Origin of the sequence: Nocardioides sp. cx-173 (assembly GCF_021117365.1) — a bacterium.
Classification (GTDB): Bacteria; Actinomycetota; Actinomycetes; order Propionibacteriales; family Nocardioidaceae; genus Nocardioides.
Map to the genome: position 1 here is coordinate 995,181 of NZ_CP088262.1, position 18,858 is coordinate 1,014,038.

19 protein-coding genes are annotated in these 18,858 nt (G+C 71.8%); 16 read left to right on the forward strand and 3 right to left on the reverse strand.

Features of this window, described 5'->3' with window-relative positions; genetic code table 11:
* Nucleotides 1–89: 89 nt before the first annotated feature.
* Entirely contained in the window at nt 90–1,379 is a 1,290-nt protein-coding gene (locus LQ940_RS04795) for a citrate synthase (protein ID WP_231243422.1), read from the reverse strand.
* A gap of 152 nt (nt 1,380–1,531) precedes the next feature.
* Here LQ940_RS04795 and LQ940_RS04800 point away from each other — a divergent pair, with 152 nt between their 5' ends.
* From LQ940_RS04800 to LQ940_RS04810, 3 genes are read left to right on the forward strand one after another with little or no spacing between them, the layout of a single operon-like run.
* A complete protein-coding gene (locus LQ940_RS04800; protein ID WP_231243423.1) occupies nt 1,532–2,980 on the forward strand; it encodes a hypothetical protein in 1,449 nt (482 codons plus the stop codon).
* Nucleotides 2,980–3,375, forward strand: coding sequence for a hypothetical protein (locus LQ940_RS04805; RefSeq protein ID WP_231243424.1), 396 nt, complete (start codon nt 2,980–2,982; stop codon nt 3,373–3,375). The genes LQ940_RS04800 and LQ940_RS04805 overlap by 1 nt, the downstream gene beginning before the upstream one ends.
* Nucleotides 3,368–4,000, forward strand: a complete 633-nt coding sequence (locus LQ940_RS04810) for a hypothetical protein (RefSeq protein ID WP_231243425.1) — start codon at nt 3,368–3,370, stop codon at nt 3,998–4,000. Before LQ940_RS04805 ends, LQ940_RS04810 begins: the two co-directional genes overlap by 8 nt.
* Nucleotides 4,001–4,054: 54 nt before the next feature.
* On the opposite strand, the gene LQ940_RS04815 is transcribed toward LQ940_RS04810, so the two are convergent.
* Nucleotides 4,055–5,344: a citrate synthase gene (locus LQ940_RS04815; RefSeq protein WP_231243422.1), complete on the reverse strand. Its 1,290-nt coding sequence runs from the start codon at nt 5,342–5,344 to the stop codon at nt 4,055–4,057.
* A gap of 274 nt (nt 5,345–5,618) precedes the next feature.
* Here LQ940_RS04815 and rplM point away from each other — a divergent pair, with 274 nt between their 5' ends.
* From rplM to LQ940_RS04835, 4 genes are all read left to right on the forward strand, one after another.
* Nucleotides 5,619–6,062, forward strand: a complete 444-nt coding sequence (gene rplM, locus LQ940_RS04820; RefSeq protein ID WP_231242190.1) for a 50S ribosomal protein L13 — start codon at nt 5,619–5,621, stop codon at nt 6,060–6,062.
* 33 nt (nt 6,063–6,095) lie between these two features.
* On the forward strand, nt 6,096–6,596 hold the full coding sequence (gene rpsI / locus LQ940_RS04825) for a 30S ribosomal protein S9 (RefSeq protein ID WP_231242189.1): 501 nt from the start codon (nt 6,096–6,098) through the stop codon (nt 6,594–6,596).
* A 10-nt stretch (nt 6,597–6,606) separates the two neighbouring features.
* Entirely contained in the window at nt 6,607–7,953 is a 1,347-nt protein-coding gene (glmM, locus tag LQ940_RS04830) for a phosphoglucosamine mutase (protein WP_231242188.1), read from the forward strand.
* A gap of 143 nt (nt 7,954–8,096) precedes the next feature.
* A complete protein-coding gene (locus LQ940_RS04835) occupies nt 8,097–8,804 on the forward strand; it encodes a hypothetical protein (RefSeq protein ID WP_231242187.1) in 708 nt (235 codons plus the stop codon).
* 21 nt (nt 8,805–8,825) lie between these two features.
* Here the strand turns inward: LQ940_RS04835 and coaA are convergent, their stop codons facing one another.
* Nucleotides 8,826–9,812 (reverse strand): type I pantothenate kinase, encoded by a 987-nt coding sequence (gene coaA, locus LQ940_RS04840; RefSeq protein WP_231242186.1) that lies wholly within the window; start codon nt 9,810–9,812, stop codon nt 8,826–8,828.
* A 66-nt stretch (nt 9,813–9,878) separates the two neighbouring features.
* Here coaA and glmS point away from each other — a divergent pair, with 66 nt between their 5' ends.
* The 9 genes from glmS to tsaD are packed head-to-tail and all read left to right on the forward strand — an operon-like array spanning nt 9,879 to nt 18,822.
* Nucleotides 9,879–11,723: a glutamine--fructose-6-phosphate transaminase (isomerizing) gene (glmS, locus tag LQ940_RS04845; protein ID WP_231242185.1), complete on the forward strand. Its 1,845-nt coding sequence runs from the start codon at nt 9,879–9,881 to the stop codon at nt 11,721–11,723.
* A 13-nt stretch (nt 11,724–11,736) separates the two neighbouring features.
* Nucleotides 11,737–12,090: a holo-ACP synthase gene (locus tag LQ940_RS04850; RefSeq protein ID WP_231242184.1), complete on the forward strand. Its 354-nt coding sequence runs from the start codon at nt 11,737–11,739 to the stop codon at nt 12,088–12,090.
* A 26-nt stretch (nt 12,091–12,116) separates the two neighbouring features.
* Nucleotides 12,117–13,496, forward strand: coding sequence for an NAD(P)H-hydrate dehydratase (locus LQ940_RS04855; protein WP_231242183.1), 1,380 nt, complete (start codon nt 12,117–12,119; stop codon nt 13,494–13,496).
* A gap of 31 nt (nt 13,497–13,527) precedes the next feature.
* On the forward strand, nt 13,528–14,667 hold the full coding sequence (gene alr, locus LQ940_RS04860; RefSeq protein ID WP_231242182.1) for an alanine racemase: 1,140 nt from the start codon (nt 13,528–13,530) through the stop codon (nt 14,665–14,667).
* Nucleotides 14,664–15,752, forward strand: a complete 1,089-nt coding sequence (locus tag LQ940_RS04865) for an alpha/beta fold hydrolase (protein ID WP_231242181.1) — start codon at nt 14,664–14,666, stop codon at nt 15,750–15,752. Before alr ends, LQ940_RS04865 begins: the two co-directional genes overlap by 4 nt.
* On the forward strand, nt 15,749–16,639 hold the full coding sequence (gene tsaE / locus LQ940_RS04870; RefSeq protein ID WP_231242180.1) for a tRNA (adenosine(37)-N6)-threonylcarbamoyltransferase complex ATPase subunit type 1 TsaE: 891 nt from the start codon (nt 15,749–15,751) through the stop codon (nt 16,637–16,639). Before LQ940_RS04865 ends, tsaE begins: the two co-directional genes overlap by 4 nt.
* 13 nt (nt 16,640–16,652) lie before the next feature.
* Nucleotides 16,653–17,285: a tRNA (adenosine(37)-N6)-threonylcarbamoyltransferase complex dimerization subunit type 1 TsaB gene (gene tsaB, locus LQ940_RS04875; protein ID WP_231242179.1), complete on the forward strand. Its 633-nt coding sequence runs from the start codon at nt 16,653–16,655 to the stop codon at nt 17,283–17,285.
* Complete coding sequence (gene rimI, locus LQ940_RS04880; protein ID WP_231242178.1) at nt 17,282–17,770, forward strand: ribosomal protein S18-alanine N-acetyltransferase; 489 nt, start codon at nt 17,282–17,284, stop codon at nt 17,768–17,770. The genes tsaB and rimI overlap by 4 nt, the downstream gene beginning before the upstream one ends.
* Nucleotides 17,767–18,822 carry a tRNA (adenosine(37)-N6)-threonylcarbamoyltransferase complex transferase subunit TsaD gene (gene tsaD / locus LQ940_RS04885; RefSeq protein WP_231242177.1) on the forward strand — a complete coding sequence of 352 codons (1,056 nt, stop codon included), beginning with the start codon at nt 17,767–17,769 and terminating at the stop codon, nt 18,820–18,822. Before rimI ends, tsaD begins: the two co-directional genes overlap by 4 nt.
* Nucleotides 18,823–18,858 lie beyond the last annotated feature (36 nt).

Here is an 18,858-nt window from a genome sequence, read left to right on the forward strand (position 1 = left end):
CCGCGACGGCCGCGGCGAGCAGTCCCAGGGACAGGACGGCGACAGCCCCCGCCCAGAGGATGGGCGGGGGCTGTCGGCGGTTCAGTGGACTACGCCCAGCGCTCGGAGGCTGGGGTGAAGTCGAGGGTGCGGTCGCCGGTGTAGATCTGCTTGGGGCGGGCGATCTTCTGCTCTTTGTCCTGGACGAGCTCGAGCCATTGGGCCAGCCAGCCGGGGGTGCGGCCGATGGCGAACAGGACGGTGAACATCTCGGGTGGGAACTGGAAGGCTTCGTAGATGAGGCCGGAGTAGAAGTCGACGTTGGGGTAGAGCTTGCGCTTGACGAAGTACTCGTCCTCGAGGGCGATCTTCTCCAGCTCCAGGGCGATGTCGAGCAGGGGGTTGGTGCCGGTGACCTCGAAGACGTCCTCGGCGGACTTCTTGATGATCTTGGCGCGGGGGTCGTAGTTCTTGTAGACGCGGTGGCCGAAGCCCATGAGGCGTTCGTTGCCGTCTTTGACGCCCTTGATGAAGTCGGGGATGTTCTCCTTCGACCCGATGCGGCGCAGCATCCGTAGGACGGCTTCGTTGGCGCCGCCGTGCAGGGGGCCGAAGAGGGCGCCGACGCCGGCGGAGACGGCGGAGTAGGGGTCGACCTGGGTGGAGCCGACCGAGCGGACCGCGTTGGTGGAGGCGTTCTGCTCGTGGTCGGCGTGCAGGATGAAGAGCACGTCGAGGGCCTTGACGAGTCGTTCGTCGGCCTCGAACTTCGACTCGCTCATCTTGAAGAGCATGGAGAGGAAGTTGGCGGTGTAGGAGAGCTCGTTGTCGGGGTAGACGTAGGGCTTGCCCTGGGCGTGGCGGTAGGACCAGGCGCCGAGGGTGGGCATCTTGGCGATCATGCGCACGATCTGCATGTGCCGGTTGTCGGCGTCGGTGATGTTGCGTGCGTCGGGGTAGAACGTCGAGAGGGCGCCGACCGAGGCCATGAGCATGCCCATGGGGTGGGCGTCGTAGCGGAAGCCCTGCATGAAGGTCTTGACGTTCTCGTGGACGAAGGTGTGGTAGGTGATCTCGTGGACCCAGGCGTCGTACTCGGCCTTGGTGGGCAGGGCGCCGTGCACGAGCAGGTAGGCCACTTCGAGGAAGTTGGACTTCTCGGCGAGCTGCTCGATGGGGTAGCCGCGGTACTCCAGGATGCCCTTGTCGCCATCGATGAAGGTCACGGCGCTGCGGCAGGAGGCGGTGTTGACGAAGCCGGGGTCGTAGACGGCCAGCCCGGGCTCGTCCTCTCCGGTCTTGATCTTCCCCACGTCGGCGGCCTTGATGGTGCCGTCGAGGATGGGTACGTCGTACTCCTGTCCGGTGCGGTTGTCGCGGACGGTGAGAGAGTCAGTCACGCGGTCCAACCTAAACCGCGGGTGGGCGAGGCGCGAACCCCGGTCCACGGGTGGGACGGTCCGCACGTCCGCGGTCGTCGAGTGGTCACCGGGTTTCTGGCGCCGTGCGCTGGGTAACAACCCGAGCAGCAGACCACGACAAGGAGTGCGGCATGGGTGACGTCTTGCAGATCCAGTGGGGCAGCCTCGACATGCTGCTCGAGGACATGGTGACCATCAAGGAGCAGGTCACCGACATGGACACCTACGTCGAGGAGCACGTCTGCAGCACCGCGGGCTTCGACTTCGAGCCGTTCGCGCTGAAGCCGCTGGCCGACGCCATGGGCGAGATGCGCGGCTACTTCTCCACGATGAAGAGCACCTTCGAGACGCGGTTCGAGGGCCTGCAGGCGGCCACGATCATGACCGCCAAGCACGTCTACGCGACTGACGAGACGATCAAGTTCGACTTCGACAAGCTCACCGGAGAGCCGGGCCAGGGCGACGGCGGTGGCCCCGGCATCGAGGTCCGCCTGGTGGGCCTCAGGGACCCCGCCGACCGGCTCACCGCTCCCGAGGAGGGCAAGCAGAAGTTCCCCAAGGGCCACGACGAGCCGTTCCAGGAGGTCGTCAGCGGCTGGGACGCCGCCCGCGACAAGGTCAACGAGTGCATCAAGTGGTGCCGCGACCACGGCATCGACATCTTCGAGGAGCTGCCGGACAAGAGCCTCGAGGACTTCATCGTCTTCCCGCTCTCGGGCGACTACTACGCCATCCAGCAGAACTCGTCGGCCTGCAAGAAGCTCGCCAAGGCGTTCCGGGACTACGCAGTGAACTTCGGCCTGCTCGCGGGCAACGCCATCCAGGCGATGAAGGGCCAGGCGGGCAGCGCGCTGAACCTCCACATCGCCCTCTACGGCGCGGTGATGACCGCCATCTCCGGCGTCATCGACGGCTTGGCCGGCGTCTTCGAGAGCCTGGCCACGATGAGCGAGCGGATCGCCATGAAGGTCGAGAAGATCATCCGGGTGCTGGCGCAGAAGCTCTTCAAGCTGATGAGGTTCCTCCTCAAGCGGATCAACGCCGTCATCGGAATCCTGACCACCGTCAAGGAGATCGCGGAGAAGGGGACGGCGTTCTTCACCGACCTCGTCGAGGACGTGAAGACGGTGAAGAACCTCATCGAGGTCGCGTTCGGTCTGGCCACCGAGGTCGAGGAGTGGGCGAGGGAGCAGGCCGACCGCATCAAGACGGTGAAGCAGGTCGTCCGCATCGTCTCGAAGCTGCCGCACGCGCGAGCCAAGATGAACCTCAACGACCTGCCCTCCGACACCGGGGACATCGAGAAGTCGCTCAAGGACCTCAAGACCGACTTCGGCGACCCCGAGGGGACGGCGTACGACGACCTCGAGGACAAGGTCGACGAGGGCGTGGCCGAGGCCGGCAAGACCGACCCCAGCGTCTACTACGACGAGGACTGCGAGCCCGACTCCTCGGGGCCGAACTCCTCGGGACCCGTCAACCCCCTGACCGGGGAGCCTGAGGAGTGGCACCCGCCGATGGCCCCGCCCTCGGTCATCGCTCCTCAGAACGACGTGAAGATCCCGCAGGGAGCCAGGTGATGGAGTACTACGACGCATCCAGCGCCGAACCGGCCGAGCCGGTCGACCTGCTGCTCGAGTCCGCCCGGGCCGGCGGTGCGGCCGCCACCCTGGAGGCGCGGCTGGCCGAGGTCGACGACCTCGTCGACCGGATCCTCGACGAGGAGGCGTCCCGCCCGCTCGAGCCGGAGATCGTCGAGGCCCTCGAGCAGCTCACCGGTGCCGACGATGCGCCCGCGCACTTCCGCACCGTGCACGATCGGGTGGAGCGCCGCGCCATCACCTGGGAGCGGTTCTGGCAGCGGCCCCAGGATGAGTACCGGGGCTTCGAGATCGTCCAGGCGGCGATCGTCGCGACGACCAGAGAGATGGGCGCCACCTTGGACCGCTACACCTCGCAGGTGCGACGTGGCTGATCGACGACACGCCCTCGCCGCCGCTGCGCTCGTGCTGTCCCTCCTCCTGAGCGGGTGCTCGGGCGGCGACGAGGGCGGCGACACCGGGGAGGGGCCGTCCGGGACGAAGTCGTCGGCGAGTCCCTCGCCCGGGCCGTCCGAGACCTCGGGACCCTCCGAGACCTCGGAACCCTCCGAGACCCCCAGCGCCCCGACCAGCGGATCCGCGTCGGCCGCGGCGTGCGACGCCATCGACGCCTCGGCCCTGAGCGCCGAGACCGGCGTGAAGGTGAGCGAGCCGTCGACCGCGGGCACGCCGGGCAAGCAGGAGAGCTGCGCACTCACCTTCGCCGACTACTCCGTGCTGAGGATCGACCTGATGCCTCAGCACGGGACCCTCGAGCGGGATGTGGAGAAGGCGAAGACCCTGGGCACCGAGGTCCCGCAGGACGTGACGGTCGCCGGAGCCCCCGGACTCATGGTGAGCGACGTGGGCCAGACCGTCCGCGTCGGCCTCGTGACGCACGTGGGCGAGCGCCTGCTCCTGGTCACCCTGAACCACTACGAGCCCGACGAGAAACAGCCCGAGCAGATGGAGTCGCTGGTGCTCGCCACCGCGGAGCAGGTCGCGGCTGGAGCCGCCTGAGCCGCGACAGCCCCCGCCCAGAGGATGGGCGGGGGCTGTCGGCGGTTCAGTGGACTACGCCCAGCGCTCGGAGGCTGGGGTGAAGTCGAGGGTGCGGTCGCCGGTGTAGATCTGCTTGGGGCGGGCGATCTTCTGCTCTTTGTCCTGGACGAGCTCGAGCCATTGGGCCAGCCAGCCGGGGGTGCGGCCGATGGCGAACAGGACGGTGAACATCTCGGGTGGGAACTGGAAGGCTTCGTAGATGAGGCCGGAGTAGAAGTCGACGTTGGGGTAGAGCTTGCGCTTGACGAAGTACTCGTCCTCGAGGGCGATCTTCTCCAGCTCCAGGGCGATGTCGAGCAGGGGGTTGGTGCCGGTGACCTCGAAGACGTCCTCGGCGGACTTCTTGATGATCTTGGCGCGGGGGTCGTAGTTCTTGTAGACGCGGTGGCCGAAGCCCATGAGGCGTTCGTTGCCGTCTTTGACGCCCTTGATGAAGTCGGGGATGTTCTCCTTCGACCCGATGCGGCGCAGCATCCGTAGGACGGCTTCGTTGGCGCCGCCGTGCAGGGGGCCGAAGAGGGCGCCGACGCCGGCGGAGACGGCGGAGTAGGGGTCGACCTGGGTGGAGCCGACCGAGCGGACCGCGTTGGTGGAGGCGTTCTGCTCGTGGTCGGCGTGCAGGATGAAGAGCACGTCGAGGGCCTTGACGAGTCGTTCGTCGGCCTCGAACTTCGACTCGCTCATCTTGAAGAGCATGGAGAGGAAGTTGGCGGTGTAGGAGAGCTCGTTGTCGGGGTAGACGTAGGGCTTGCCCTGGGCGTGGCGGTAGGACCAGGCGCCGAGGGTGGGCATCTTGGCGATCATGCGCACGATCTGCATGTGCCGGTTGTCGGCGTCGGTGATGTTGCGTGCGTCGGGGTAGAACGTCGAGAGGGCGCCGACCGAGGCCATGAGCATGCCCATGGGGTGGGCGTCGTAGCGGAAGCCCTGCATGAAGGTCTTGACGTTCTCGTGGACGAAGGTGTGGTAGGTGATCTCGTGGACCCAGGCGTCGTACTCGGCCTTGGTGGGCAGGGCGCCGTGCACGAGCAGGTAGGCCACTTCGAGGAAGTTGGACTTCTCGGCGAGCTGCTCGATGGGGTAGCCGCGGTACTCCAGGATGCCCTTGTCGCCATCGATGAAGGTCACGGCGCTGCGGCAGGAGGCGGTGTTGACGAAGCCGGGGTCGTAGACGGCCAGCCCGGGCTCGTCCTCTCCGGTCTTGATCTTCCCCACGTCGGCGGCCTTGATGGTGCCGTCGAGGATGGGTACGTCGTACTCCTGTCCGGTGCGGTTGTCGCGGACGGTGAGAGAGTCAGTCACGCGGTCCAACCTAAACGCGGCTGGGCCGGGCGCGAACCCCGGTCCGCCGGTATCACGTCCCGCGGCCCCGTTTTGACCCCGTCGGCGGCGGCGCCGTAGTCTTGTCGGTCGCGACTCCTGCCGCGCTCGGACCCGCTCCACGGGTCGGGGTGCAGTCCCGGACGCCACCGCCCTCACGGTCGGTGCCGAGCCGGGCCGTGTTCGTCAGAAGCCGCAGCAGCACCGCCCGGAGGTCACCTCCGCCGGGCCCCACGAACGAGAGAGAAGAACAGCCTTGCGCACCTACAGCCCCAAGCCTGGAGACATCCAGCGCGACTGGCACGTCATCGACGCCGAGAACGTCGTCCTCGGGCGTCTCGCCGTCGAGGTGGCCACGCTCCTTCGTGGCAAGCACAAGCCGATCTACGCGCCGCACATGGACACCGGTGACTTCGTCATCGTCGTCAACGCCGAGAAGGTCGCCCTCTCCGGCAACAAGCGCACGACCAAGATGACCTACCGCCACTCCGGCTACCCGGGCGGTCTGACCTCCACGCCCATCGGCGAGGTGCTCGACAAGGACGCCCGCAAGGCCGTCGAGAAGGCCGTCTGGGGGATGCTCCCGAAGAACAAGCTCGGCCGCGCCCTGATGAAGAAGCTCAAGGTCTACTCGGGCCCGAACCACCCCCACTCGGCCCAGCAGGCCGCCCCCTTCGAGATCACGCAGATCTCCCAGTAATCATCGACGTCGAAAGCAAGGTTGAGGAACACAGTGGCTGACACCAGCACCGAGGTCGAGGAGACCTACGAGACCGACGAGCAGGGCGTTGCCTACAGCTCCGAGAGCGCCGCTCACGCGGACACCCCCGCCCGCCCGGCGACGATCGCCCCGGCGGCCGCCACCGGCCGCCGCAAGGAGGCCGTCGCCCGCGTGCGCATCGTGCCCGGCACCGGCGTGTGGACCGTCAACGGTCGCACGCTCGACTCCTACTTCCCGAACAAGCTGCACCAGCAGGTCGTCAACGAGCCGTTCGCCGAGCTGCAGCTCGAGGGCCGCTTCGACGTCATCGCGCGCATCCACGGCGGCGGCATCACCGGTCAGGCCGGCGCCCTGCGCCTCGGCGTGGCCCGCTGCCTGAACGCCATCGACGTCGAGTCCAACCGTCCGGCGCTCAAGAAGGCCGGACTGCTGACCCGCGACGCTCGCGTCATCGAGCGCAAGAAGGCCGGTCTCAAGAAGGCCCGCAAGGCGCCTCAGTTCAGCAAGCGCTGATCGCACGGCTTTGCCGCGCATCTTCGGCACGGACGGGGTCCGGGGTCTCGCCAACGGTCAGCTGACCGCGGAGCTGGCCCTGGACCTGTCCGTCGCCGCCGCCCGGGTGCTCGTCGATCGCGGCGAGTACGCCGGGCCGCGGCCGATCGCGGTGGTGGGCCGCGACACCCGGATCTCCGGGCAGTTCCTCGAGCACGCCGTGGTGGCGGGTCTCGCCTCCGCCGGTGTCGACGTCGTCCGCCTGCGGGTCCTGCCGACCCCCGGCGTGGCGTACCTGACCCACGCCCTGGGCGCCGATCTCGGCGTGGTGATCAGTGCCTCGCACAACCCGATGCCCGACAACGGCATCAAGTTCCTCTCCCGCGGCGGCTTGAAGCTCGACGACGCGGTCGAGCGCGACATCGAGGCTCACCTCGAGATGGCCTGGGAGCGCCCCCTCGGCGCCGACGTCGGCCGCGTCTCGCCGTACGCGACCCCGGTCGAGGAGTACGTCGACCACCTCCTGGCCACCCGTCAGCGTCCCCTCGACGGGCTCAAGATCGTGCTGGACTGCGCCCACGGTGCCGCCTTCGAGGCCGGTCCCCGCGCTCTTCGCCTGGCCGGCGCCGAGGTGGTCGCGATCGGGACCGAGCCCGACGGGCTCAACATCAACGACGGATGCGGCTCCACCCACCTGGAGCCGCTGCGCGCCGCGGTCCTCGAGCACGGCGCCGACGCCGGCTTCGCGCTCGACGGCGACGCCGATCGCTGCCTGGCCGTCGACCACGAGGGCAACGTCGTCGACGGTGACCAGATCCTGGCGATCTTGGCGATCTCGATGGCGGAGGCCGGCCGACTGGTCAAGGACACCGTCGTCGCCACCGTGATGAGCAACCTCGGCTTCGTCCAGGCGATGAAGGCCGCCGGGCTCGGCGTGCGCCAGACCAAGGTCGGCGACCGCTACGTGCTGGAGGCCATGCGGGTCGCGGGCTACACGCTGGGGGGCGAGCAGTCCGGACACGTCATCATGAGCGAGCACGCCACCACCGGCGACGGCATCCTCACCGCACTGCACGTCCTGGACCGCATGGTCGAGACGGGTCAGACCCTGGCCTCCCTGGCCTCGGTCGTCACCCGGCTCCCGCAGGTGCTGGTCAACGTCCCGGGCGTCGACAAGGCCCGTGCCGACGAGGACCCCGTCCTGGCCGCGGCCCTCGCCGAGGAGGAGTACGCGCTCGGCGACACCGGCCGCATCCTGCTGCGCCCCTCCGGCACCGAGGCCCTCGTCCGGGTCATGGTCGAGGCCCCCACCCAGGAGCTCGCCCAGGACGTCGCCGACCGCCTCGCCGCGGTCGTGCGGGCGCAGCTCGCGCTCTGACCGGCTGCTTGTAACTCACCGTTACGACCTCTGCCGCACCGTTGTAACGGTGCGATTCAAGCTGCAACGCTGAGTTACAAGCGCTCCCGGCACCCTGTGGAGGGCCGGTCGCGCACAGAGCCGGCCCAGGCTAGACACGAGGCATGGAGCGAGTGGCCCTCCTGCTCGGTGCCTGCGCGACGCTGACGACCCTCGTCGCCTGGGCCGTGACGCTCGCCCCGGGGCCCACCGCCCCGCCGGCGGCGACCCCCGCCCCACCGGCGGCGACCCCCGCCCCGCGGGCGGCGACCCCCGCCCCACCGGCGGTGACCCCCGCCCCGCCGGCGGGCTGGCAGGTGGTGGAGCGCCACGGTGGGCGATTCGCGGTGCCGCCGGTGCGGGCCGGCTGGCGCGTCGGCAGGCCGGGGGAGGAGCTGTACTACGCCGACCGGCGCGGCGAGCCGGCCGTGGGGGTCGCGGGGCCGGCGGTGCTCGACGAGGGGTACTGCGTCGGACACGGCGGGCCGTCCAACCGGGCCTTCGCCGGGCTGCTGCCGCCCGCGCCCGGCACGGCGCGCGAGGTCGTCGCTCGGCTCACGCGGGCGTGGGCAGCTGCGGTGGCCGCTCCCGACGCCGAGCCGGCCGGCGTACGGGTCGTGGGGGTGCGGCTCGCCGACGGCTCGTCCGCGGTGCAGACGCACACCGTCGTGCCGGTGGCGCCGGGCCCGTGCCGGCCGGCGAGGGCCGGCGTGGACCTGGTGAGCACCCAGGGTGCTTCGGGCGTCGTCACGCTCGTGCTGGTGCGCGACCTCGGCCGTGGGTCGATGTCGCAGGCCGTGGCCCGACGCATCGTGACGAGTCTTCGCCGATGAGCCGCTAGGCCCGGGAGACGCTCACAGCTTCCGGAGCCGGACGTAGCGGACCGAGTGGTCCCGGTCCTTGCGCAGGACCAGGGTGGCGCGCGAGCGGGTCGGGAGGATGTTCTCCACGAGGTTGGGGCCGTTGATGCCGTCCCAGATGCGCTCGGCCTCCGCGACGGCCTCCTCCTGGGACAGCGCGGCGTACTTCGCGAAGTAGGAGTGCGGGTCGCGGAACGCCGTCTCGCGCAGCCGCAGGAACCGCGAGACGTACCACTCGCGGATCTTGTCGCGCCCGGCGTCGACGTAGACGGAGAAGTCGAAGAAGTCGCTCAGGGTCAGCCCGGCGGTGCCGTCGTCGCGGACGCGGGCCGGCTGGAGGACGTTGAGCCCCTCGATGATCACGATGTCGGGGCGCTTGACGACGACCTTCTCGCCGGGCACCACGTCGTAGACCAGGTGCGAGTACGTCGGCGCCTCGACCTCGTCCCTGCCCGACTTGATGTCCACCACGAACCGCAGCAGGGCGCGGCGGTCGTAGGACTCCGGGAAGCCCTTGCGGTGCAGGATCCCGCGCCGCTCGAGCTCGGCGTTGGGGTAGAGGAACCCATCGGTGGTGATCAGCGCGACGTTGGGGTGCTCGGGCCAGTGGGCCAGCATCTGCTGGAGCACGCGCGCCGTCGTCGACTTGCCGACGGCCACCGACCCGGCGAGGCCGATCACGAACGGGGTGCGGGGCGGCGTGCGCTGGTGCAGGAACGCCTCCTGCTCGCGGTGCAGCTTGCCGGCCGACTCGACGTACAGGCTGAGGAGCTTGCTCAGGGGCAGATAGACCGCCTGGACCTCGTCGAGGTCGAGGGCGTCGCCGAGGCCCCGCAGGTTGCGGATCTCGTCCTCGCTGAGCGGGTTCTCCGTCTCGGCGCCCAGGGCCGCCCACGCCGCACGGTCGAGCTCGATGTAGGGCGACGGCTCCCGAGGGGACTCGTCGTGGGCACCGTTGCGGTTGCCCCCGCCTGTCGACATGCGGAGGATTGTTGCAGCAGCCGGGCCTGGCGGGGCGAGCGGCGTCGTCCCTCTACAGTGGGGCGCATGTGCGGCATCGTCGGATACGTCGGCTCCAGGCAGGCCCAGCAGGTGGTCGTGGAGGGTCTGCGGCGACTGGAGTACCGCGGTTACGACTCGGCGGGGATCGCCCTCGTGGCGAGCGGGGAGCTGGCCACGGAGAAGCGGGCCGGCAAGCTGGCCAACCTCGAGAAGGCCATCGCCGACGCGCCGCTCCCGGAGTCCACGACCGGCATCGGCCACACCCGGTGGGCGACCCACGGCGCCCCCACCGACGTCAACGCGCACCCGCATTCCGGCGGCGCGCGGCGCGTGGCGCTCGTCCACAACGGGATCATCGAGAACTTCGCGAGCCTGCGCAGCGAGATGGAGGCGGCCGGACACGGCCTGCTCTCCGAGACCGACACCGAGGTGGCGGCGCAGCTGCTGGAGTCGCAGGTGCTCTCCGGGCAGGACCTGACGACGGCGATGCAGCATGTCTGCCGCCGACTCGAGGGCGCCTTCACGCTCGTCGCGGTCGACAGCGAGGATCCCGACCGGGTGGTTGCCGCCCGCCGCAACTCCCCGCTGGTCGTCGGCATCGGCGAGGGGGAGAACTTCCTCGGCAGCGACGTCGCGGCGTTCATCGAGCACACCCGCGAGGCCCTCGAGCTCGGGCAGGACAGCGTCGTCACCCTCACCCGGGAGGGGGTCGAGGTCACCGACTTCGACGGCGCCCCGACGGAGGGTCGCCGCTACCACGTCACGTGGGACCTGTCGGCCGCCGAGAAGGACGGCCACGACTGGTTCATGCGCAAGGAGATCTTCGAGCAGCCGCGGGCGGTCGCCGACAGCCTGCTGGGCCGGCACAACGAGGAGGGACTGCTGCAGCTCGACGAGATGCGTCTCTCCGACGACGAGATCCGCGACGTCGCCAAGATCATCATCATCGCGTGCGGCACGTCGTTCTACGCCGGCATGGTGGCCAAGTACGCCATCGAGCACTGGACCCGGATCCCGGTCGAGGTGGAGCTCGCCTCGGAGTTCCGCTACCGCGACCCGATCCTCGACTACTCGACCCTGGTCGTGGCGATCAGCCAGTCGGGGGAGACCGCCGACACCCTGCAGGCGATCCGGCACGCCCGCACCCAGCGCGCCAAGGTGCTGGCGATCTGCAACACCAACGGGTCCACGATCCCGCGCGAGTCCGACGCGGTCATCTACACCCATGCCGGCCCGGAGATCGGCGTCGCCTCGACGAAGGGGTTCCTGACCCAGCTCGTCGCCTGCTACCTGCTCGCGCTGTACATCGCGCAGGTCAAGGGCACGCGCTACGGCGACGAGGTCACCGAGATCATGCACCAGCTCGAGGCCATGCCCGGCCACATCGAGTCCGTCCTGGCGTCCGCCGAGAGCGTCTACGAGCTGGCCCGCAGCCACCTCGACACCCGCTCGGTGCTGTTCCTGGGACGTCACGCCGGCTACCCGGTCGCGCTCGAGGGGGCGCTGAAGCTCAAGGAGCTGGCCTACATCCACGCGGAGGGCTTCGCCGCCGGCGAGCTCAAGCACGGCCCGATCGCCCTCATCGAGCAGGGCCTGCCGGTGCTGTGCGTCGTCCCTCCCCAGGGCCGCGACCAGCTGCACGACAAGATGATCAGCGGGATCCAGGAGGTGCGAGCGCGGGGCGCGCGCACGATCTGCCTGGCCGAGGACGGCGACACCTCGATCGAGCCGTACGCCGACGTCCTCATCCGGCTGCCGAAGGTGCCGGTGCTCCTGCAGCCGCTCGTCGCGGTGGTGCCGCTGCAGCTGTTCGCCTGCGAGCTGGCCACCGCGATGGGCCACGACGTCGACCAGCCGCGCAACCTGGCCAAGTCCGTCACCGTCGAGTGAGCCGGCGGCGACCATGGCGGTGATCGGCGTCGGCATCGACGTGGTGGACATCGAGCGCTTCGGCGCCTCGCTGGCGCGCACGCCGGGCCTCGCCTCGCGGCTGTTCACGCCCGCCGAGGCCGCCCGACCCCTGGCCTCGCTCGCCGCGCGGTTCGCCGCGAAGGAGGCGATGGCGAAGGCGCTCGGGGCGCCGGTCGGCATGGCCTGGCACGACGCCGAGGTGGTCTCGGAGGAGTCCGGCCGACCGGTGCTCGAGGTGCGCGGCTCCGTCGCCGCCCGCGCCGCGGACCTGGGCGTCGCCCACGTCCACCTGTCCCTCTCCCACGACGCCGGCATCGCGTCGGCCGTGGTCGTGCTCGAGTCCTGACCGTGGCTCGCCGCTAGCGTGGGCGCATGAGGTACGCCCACACCGTCGAGCAGGTCCGGGCCGCGGAGGACGCGCTGCTGGCGCGACTGCCCGAGGGAGCGCTGATGCACCGGGCGGCGCACGGGCTCGCCTACGCCGTGCTGGACCTGCTCGGGTCGGCGTACGGGCGCCGGGTGCTGCTGCTGGTCGGTGGGGGCAACAACGGCGGCGATGCGCTGTACGCCGGCGCGGTGCTCGCCAGGCGCGGCGCGGCCGTCGAGGCGTGGTTGCTCGGCGAGACGGCGCACGAGGGCGGACTGGCGGACCTGCGCGCGGCGGGAGGGCGGGTCGGGTGGCAGGGCCGACGCCCGGACCTCGTCGTCGACGGGATCACCGGGATCGGTGGGCGGCCCGGGCTGCGGCAGGACGCGGTGGCCGCGCTGGAGCGGCTCGCCGGTGTCCCGGTGGTCGCGGTGGACACGCCGTCCGGGGTCGACGTCGACACCGGCGAGCTCGACGGGCCCCACGTGCGGGCCGACGTCACGATCACCTTCGGCACGCACAAGGTGGCCCATCTCGTCGACCCGGCCGCGGCCGCCTGCGGCGTGGTCCAGCTGGTCGACCTCGGGCTCGAGCTGCCCCCGGCCGAGGTCGAGGCGCTCCAGCCGGACGACGTCGCGGCCCTGCTGCCGCGGCCTAGCCCGGATGCCCACAAGTACACCCGCGGCGTGGTCGGCGTCCGTGCCGGCTCCGAGGAGTACCCGGGCGCCGGACTGCTCAGCGTCTCCGGGGCCGCCAGCGGCCTGGCCGGCATGGTCCGCTACGTCGGCGACGCCGGTGTCGCGCGGCGGGTGCGCGACACCCACCCCGAGGTCGTCGGCGCGGGACGGGTCCAGGCGTGGGTGGTCGGGTCGGGCAGCGGCCAGCACGCCGCGGCCGAGCTCGCCGCAGCGCTGCGCGACGACGTCCCCACGGTCGTCGACGCGGACGCGCTCGCCCACGTCGTCGCCCCGCTCGAGCGCCCCGCGGTGCTGACCCCGCACGCGGGGGAGCTCGCCGCGATGCTCGACCGGGAGCGCGCCGGCATCGAGGCCCGGCCGCTGGCCCACGCGCGCGAGGCCGCGGCCGCCTACGGCTGCGTGGTGCTGCTCAAGGGGCGGCACACGCTCGTCGCCGCGCCCGATGGTCGGACCCGGGTCACGACGACCGGGACGCCGTGGCTCGCGACGGCGGGCGCCGGAGACGTCCTCGGCGGCCTCGTGGGCGCCCTGCTGGCGGCCGGTCTCGACCCGTTCGACGCCGCCTCGGTCGGCTCCTGGCTGCACGGTGCGGCCGCCACCCTGGCCGGCTCCGGCGGCCCCCTGGTCGCCGGCCAGATCGCCGGCGCCGTGCCCGCTGTGGTGCGGGGCCTCCCGCCCGTGGGCTGACGCAACGGCCTCGGATGGGACAATCGCAGGCATGACCAGCCCGCGCGCCGAGATCGTCGTCGACCTCGCCGCGATCCGCCACAACGTCCGGACCCTGCGCCGTACCACCGGGGTCCCGGTCATGGCGGTGGTCAAGGCGGACGGCTACGGCCACGGCATGCACGAGGTGGCCACGGCCGCGCGGGAGGCCGGCGCGGAGTGGCTCGGCGTGGCTACCCTCGACGAGGCCGTGGCGCTGCGCGTGGCGGGCGACTCCGGCCGGCTGCTGTGCTGGCTGACCGTGCCGGGTGAGGACTACGGCACCGCGCTGGCCACGGGCATCGACGTCACGGCCTACTCGGTCGCCGAGCTCGACGAGATCGCCGCGGCCGCGGCCGCGCTCGCCACCAGGACCCCGGCGCGCGTCCAGCTCAAGGTCGACACCGGTCTCTCCCGTGGCGGCGCGGCCGAGCGCGACTGGGAGGGGCTGTTCGCCCACGCGCGGGCGGGCGAGGAGGCCGGGCACTGGCGCATCACCGGCCTGTGGTCGCACTTCGCGTGCAGCGACGAGCCGGCCCACCCCGCCAACGACGCCCAGGAGGCGGCGTTCGAACGCGCACTCGCGGCCGCCGAGCGGGCCGGCCTGCGCCCCGAGGTACGCCACCTCGCCAACTCCGCCGCCGCGATCCTGAGGCCCAGCAGCCGCTTCGACCTGGTCCGCTGCGGCATCGCGATGTACGGGCTCGACCCCGCGCCCGGGCACACGCCCGACCTCGGCCTGGTGCCGGCCATGACCGCGCGGGCCCGACTGGCGATGGTGAAGTCCCTCGAGGCCGGTGACGCGGTCTCCTACGGGCAGCTCTGGACGGCCGAGCAGCCCACCACCGTCGGGCTCGTCCCGGCCGGCTACGGCGAGGGGGTGCCCCGCGCCGCGAGCAACGTCGCCCAGGTCGCGGTCGCCGGCAGGCGCCGGCCCCTGCGCGGACGCGTCTGCATGGACCAGTTCGTCGTCGACCTGGGCGGTGACCTGCCCGACGCGGGAGCCGACGCGGTGCTGTTCGGGCCGGGTGGAGACGGTGAGCCCACTGCCCAGGAGTGGGCCGAGGCCTGCGGCACCATCAGCTACGAGATCGTCACTCGGATCGGTGGCCGGATGACCCGGACCCATGTCGACAGCGAGGTGAGCTCATGAGCATCCAGCGCAAGCTTCTGGGAGTGGCCGCGGGTGCCGTCGGCCTCGCCGCAGCCGGTACGGCGCTCGAGGTCGCGCGCCGCAACCACGCCATCGAGAGCCGCCGTGACGACGTCACCGCGCCGTTCGGCACTCTCCGCTCCACGCCCAGGACCGTGATCACCGAGGACGGCGTGGCGCTGCACGTGGAGGTCGACGAGGTGGCCGAGTCGCCGGCCCGGCACCGCCGCCTGTCGGGGAGCGGCCCCGGGCCCGAGATCACCGTGGTGTTCGCCCACGGCTACTGCCTGAACCTCGACTGCTGGCACTTCCAGCGTGGCGCCTACCGAGGCCTGGTGCGCACGGTCTTCTACGACCAGCGCTCCCACGGTCGCTCCGGTCGGTCCTCGCACGAGCACGCCACGATCGAGCAGCTCGGGCGCGACCTGAAGCAGGTCCTGGACGAGGTGGTCCCCGAGGGCCCCGTGGTCCTCGTCGGCCACTCGATGGGCGGCATGTCGGTCGTCGCCCTCGCCGAGCAGTTCCCCGAGGTCATCGGCGACCGCGTGGTCGGCGTGGGGCTGATCTCGACCACGGCCGGCGGGCTCGACGTCGGCCGGATCCTGCTCCCGATGCTGCCCAGCCGCCTCAGTGGCCGGGTGGCCAGCAGGGCGGTGCGGTCCCTGGGCCGGCGCCACCGCTCGGTGGACGGCCTGCGCCGGGTCGGCTCCGCCATCGCGCGGGTCGGGACCGACCTGTTCGCGTTCGGCGACGACGTGCCGGCGGCGTACGTCGACTTCGTCGACGAGATGCTCTCGGCCACGCCGTTCGAGGTCGTGGCGGAGTTCTTCCCGAGCTTCAGCAGCCTGGACAAGTTCCACATCGTCGAGGTCCTCGGCCGCGTGCCGACCGCCATCATCTGCGGCACCGAGGACCGGCTCACCTCGCTCGGCCACAGCCGCAAGCTGCACCAGCGCATCGCCGGCTCCCGGCTGCTCGAGTGCGAGGGCGCCGGGCACATGGTCCCCCTCGAGCGCCATGACCAGGTCACCGCCGAGCTCGACCAGCTGATCACGGCCGCGTCCACGCGGCTCGCGGGCCGGTGACGCTCACCGTCCGCCGCGTCGGCCACGAGTCGGCCGAGGTGGTCCACCACATCGTCCACGAGGCCTTCGCCGGCCGGCCGCCGCTGGACCCGCCGGCCGACGCGCTCAGCGAGACCATCGACTCGATCGGGACCCGCCTCGCCCTCAACGGCGGGCTCGTGGCCCGCGTGGGCGACGAGCCCGTCGGCGCGCTCCTCTTCGACCCGGTGGGGGACTCGGTCTACCTGCGCCGCTTCGGGGTGCTGCCCGCGGCCCAGGGCCACGGTGTCGCCGCCGCGATGGTCGACGCGGCCGTCGAGGCGTGGCCCGGCAAGGCCCGGCTCTCGGTGGTGGCCCGCGAGGAGCTGCCCGCGACGGTGGCCTTCTGGCAGCGCCGCGGCTTCGCCCAGGCCGATCGCCGCTGGCCCTACGTCGAGCTCTCCCGGCCCCTGCCCAGGACCTTCGACGTCGCGAAGGCGGAGGACATGCGGGCCCTGGGGGTCCGCATCGCCGGTGAGCTGCGCGCCGGTGACCTGCTGGTGCTCTCGGGCGGCCTCGGGGCAGGCAAGACGACGTTCACGCAAGGCCTCGGCGAAGGGCTGAAGGTGCGCGGTGGGGTCACCTCGCCGACGTTCGTCATCGCCCGCGTCCACCCCTCGCTGGGGGGCGGGCCCGACCTGGTCCACGTCGACGCCTACCGCCTCGGTGGCCTGGAGGAGCTGGACGACCTGGACCTCGACACCTCGCTCGACGAGGCGGTCACGGTCGTCGAGTGGGGCGAGGGCATGGCCGAAGGGCTCTCGGACTCCCGGCTCGAGGTGCGCATCACCCGCTCCGCCGAGGCCGACGGAGATCTCGACCCGCGACGGGTCGAGGTACTCGGCGTCGGCACCCGCTGGGCCAACTGAGTAGGTTCGGTCCGTGCTGCTCGCCTTCGACACCGCCTCGCCCACCGTCGCCGTCGCCCTCCACGACGGCGAGGACGTGGTCGTGGAGCTGACCTCCGAGCGGTCGATGAAGCACGGCGAGCAGCTGGCCCCGCTCATCGAGAGGGCGCTCGAGCAGGCGGCGCTCGTGCGCCAGGACCTCACCGCGATCGCCGTCGGCGTCGGCCCCGGCCCGTTCACCGGCCTGCGGGTCGGCCTCGTGACCGCTCGCACCCTCGCCTACGTCCTCGAGCTGCCGGTCTACGGCGTGTGCTCGCTGGACGTCCTCGCCGCCGAGGCGGCCCAGCGCCTGCCGGGGCCGTTCGTGGTGGCCACCGACGCGCGGCGCAAGGAGGTCTACCTGGCGTCGTACGACGACGGTGGGGTGCGCCAGTCCGGTCCGGCCGTGGCCAAGCCGGACACCGTCGCCACCGAGCTGCCGGTGGTCGGCGAGGGCGGCGCCCTCTACCCGACGGCGTTCCCGGGCCACACCGGTCCGCTGCGGCCCAGCGCCGGCTGGCTGGCCCGCGTGGTGGCCGAGGAGCTGGCGGAGCTCTACGACCCCGACCCGCTCTACCTGCGCCGTCCCGACGCGGAGACCCCGCGGCCCCCGAAGCGGGTGTCGTGATCCGCCCCGTGATCCGCCCCGTCATCCGCCCTGCCACCGCCGAGGACGTGACGGCGATCGCCGACCTCGAGTCCGAGGCCCTCGGTGAGGACGCCTGGTCCGAGGGCCTGGTCCGTGAGGGGGTCGCGGGCAACCTGCCCACCGTGCACTACGTGGTCGCCGACGACGGCGAGCTGGCCGGGTACGCCGTCGCGAGCGTCGTGGCCGACATCGCGGAGCTGCAGCGGATCGCCGTACGCGACGACCGGCGCCGCAGCGGCGTGGCCTCCGCCCTGCTCGACGCCGTCGTGGCGCTCGCCGACGCCGGGGGAGCCGACCGGCTGTTGCTCGAGGTGCGCGAGACGAACGCGCCGGCGCGGGCGTTCTACGCCGACCGCGGCTTCGTCGAGGTCGACCGCCGCCCGCGCTACTACCGCGACGGAGCGCCGGCGCTCGTGATGCGCCGACCGCTCGGCGCGGCCGGCGGGGGAGGATGGACCCCGTGAAGCAGGAGCCACTCGTCCTCGGCATCGAGACCTCGTGCGACGAGACCGGGGTCGGCATCGTCCGCGGCCACACGCTGCTCGCCGACGCGGTCGCGAGCAGCGTGGAGGAGCACGCCCGGTTCGGCGGCGTCGTACCCGAGGTCGCCAGCCGCGCCCACCTGGAGGCGATGGTGCCCACCATCGAGCGGGCGTGCGAGACCTCCGGCATCGCGCTGCGCGACGTCGACGCGATCGCGGTCACCCACGGGCCGGGGCTGGCCGGCGCGCTGCTCGTCGGGGTCGCCGCCGCCAAGGCGCTGGCGCTGGGGCTCGGCAAGCCGATCTACGGCGTCAACCACCTCGCCGCCCACGTCGCGGTGGACCAGCTCGAGCACGGCGCGCTGCCGGAGCCGTGCCTGGCGCTGCTGGTCAGCGGCGGGCACTCCAGCCTGCTCCGGGTCACCGACGTGACGACCGGCGTCGATCCCCTCGGCACGACCATCGACGACGCGGCGGGGGAGGCCTTCGACAAGGTCGCCCGGCTGCTCGGGCTGCCCTTCCCCGGGGGGCCCCACATCGACCGGGTGGCCCGCGAGGGCGACCGCGTCGCGATCGACTTCCCGCGCGGCCTGACCGGCAGGCGCGACCTCGAGCGGCACCGCTTCGACTTCTCGTTCTCCGGCCTCAAGACGGCCGTGGCGCGCTGGGTGGAGGCCAAGGAGCGCGCCGGCGAGCGGGTCCCCGTCAACGACGTCGCCGCGAGCTTCCAGGAGGCGGTCTGCGACGTTCTCGTACGCAAGGCGCTGGACGCCGCCGCCAGCGAGGGCATCGAGGACCTGCTGATCGGCGGCGGGGTCGCCGCCAACTCCCGTCTGCGGGCCATGGCCGAGGAGCGCGCCGGCCGCCTCGGCATCCGCGTGCGGGTGCCGAGGCCCGGGCTGTGCACCGACAACGGCGCCATGGTGGCCGCGCTCGGTGCGGAGATGGTAGCCAGGGGGCGCCCCGCGTCCCCGCTAGACCTGCCCGCCGACTCCAGCCTCCCGGTCACCGAGGTCCTGGCCGGAGGGTCCTGACAGAGCGGCAGGCGCGCCCCGCTATCTGCCCCGGGA

Coding starts and splice junctions, on each gene's coding strand:
- LQ940_RS04855 (WP_231242183.1), top strand. CDS start 12,117: ATGAGGTACGCCCACACCGTCGAGCAGGTCCGGGCCGCGGAGGACGCG.
- LQ940_RS04835 (WP_231242187.1), top strand. CDS start 8,097: ATGGAGCGAGTGGCCCTCCTGCTCGGTGCCTGCGCGACGCTGACGACC.
- LQ940_RS04800 (WP_231243423.1), top strand. CDS start 1,532: ATGGGTGACGTCTTGCAGATCCAGTGGGGCAGCCTCGACATGCTGCTC.
- alr (WP_231242182.1), top strand. CDS start 13,528: ATGACCAGCCCGCGCGCCGAGATCGTCGTCGACCTCGCCGCGATCCGC.
- coaA (WP_231242186.1), bottom strand. CDS start 9,812: ATGTCGACAGGCGGGGGCAACCGCAACGGTGCCCACGACGAGTCCCCT.
- LQ940_RS04805 (WP_231243424.1), top strand. CDS start 2,980: ATGGAGTACTACGACGCATCCAGCGCCGAACCGGCCGAGCCGGTCGAC.
- LQ940_RS04850 (WP_231242184.1), top strand. CDS start 11,737: ATGGCGGTGATCGGCGTCGGCATCGACGTGGTGGACATCGAGCGCTTC.
- glmS (WP_231242185.1), top strand. CDS start 9,879: ATGTGCGGCATCGTCGGATACGTCGGCTCCAGGCAGGCCCAGCAGGTG.
- LQ940_RS04865 (WP_231242181.1), top strand. CDS start 14,664: ATGAGCATCCAGCGCAAGCTTCTGGGAGTGGCCGCGGGTGCCGTCGGC.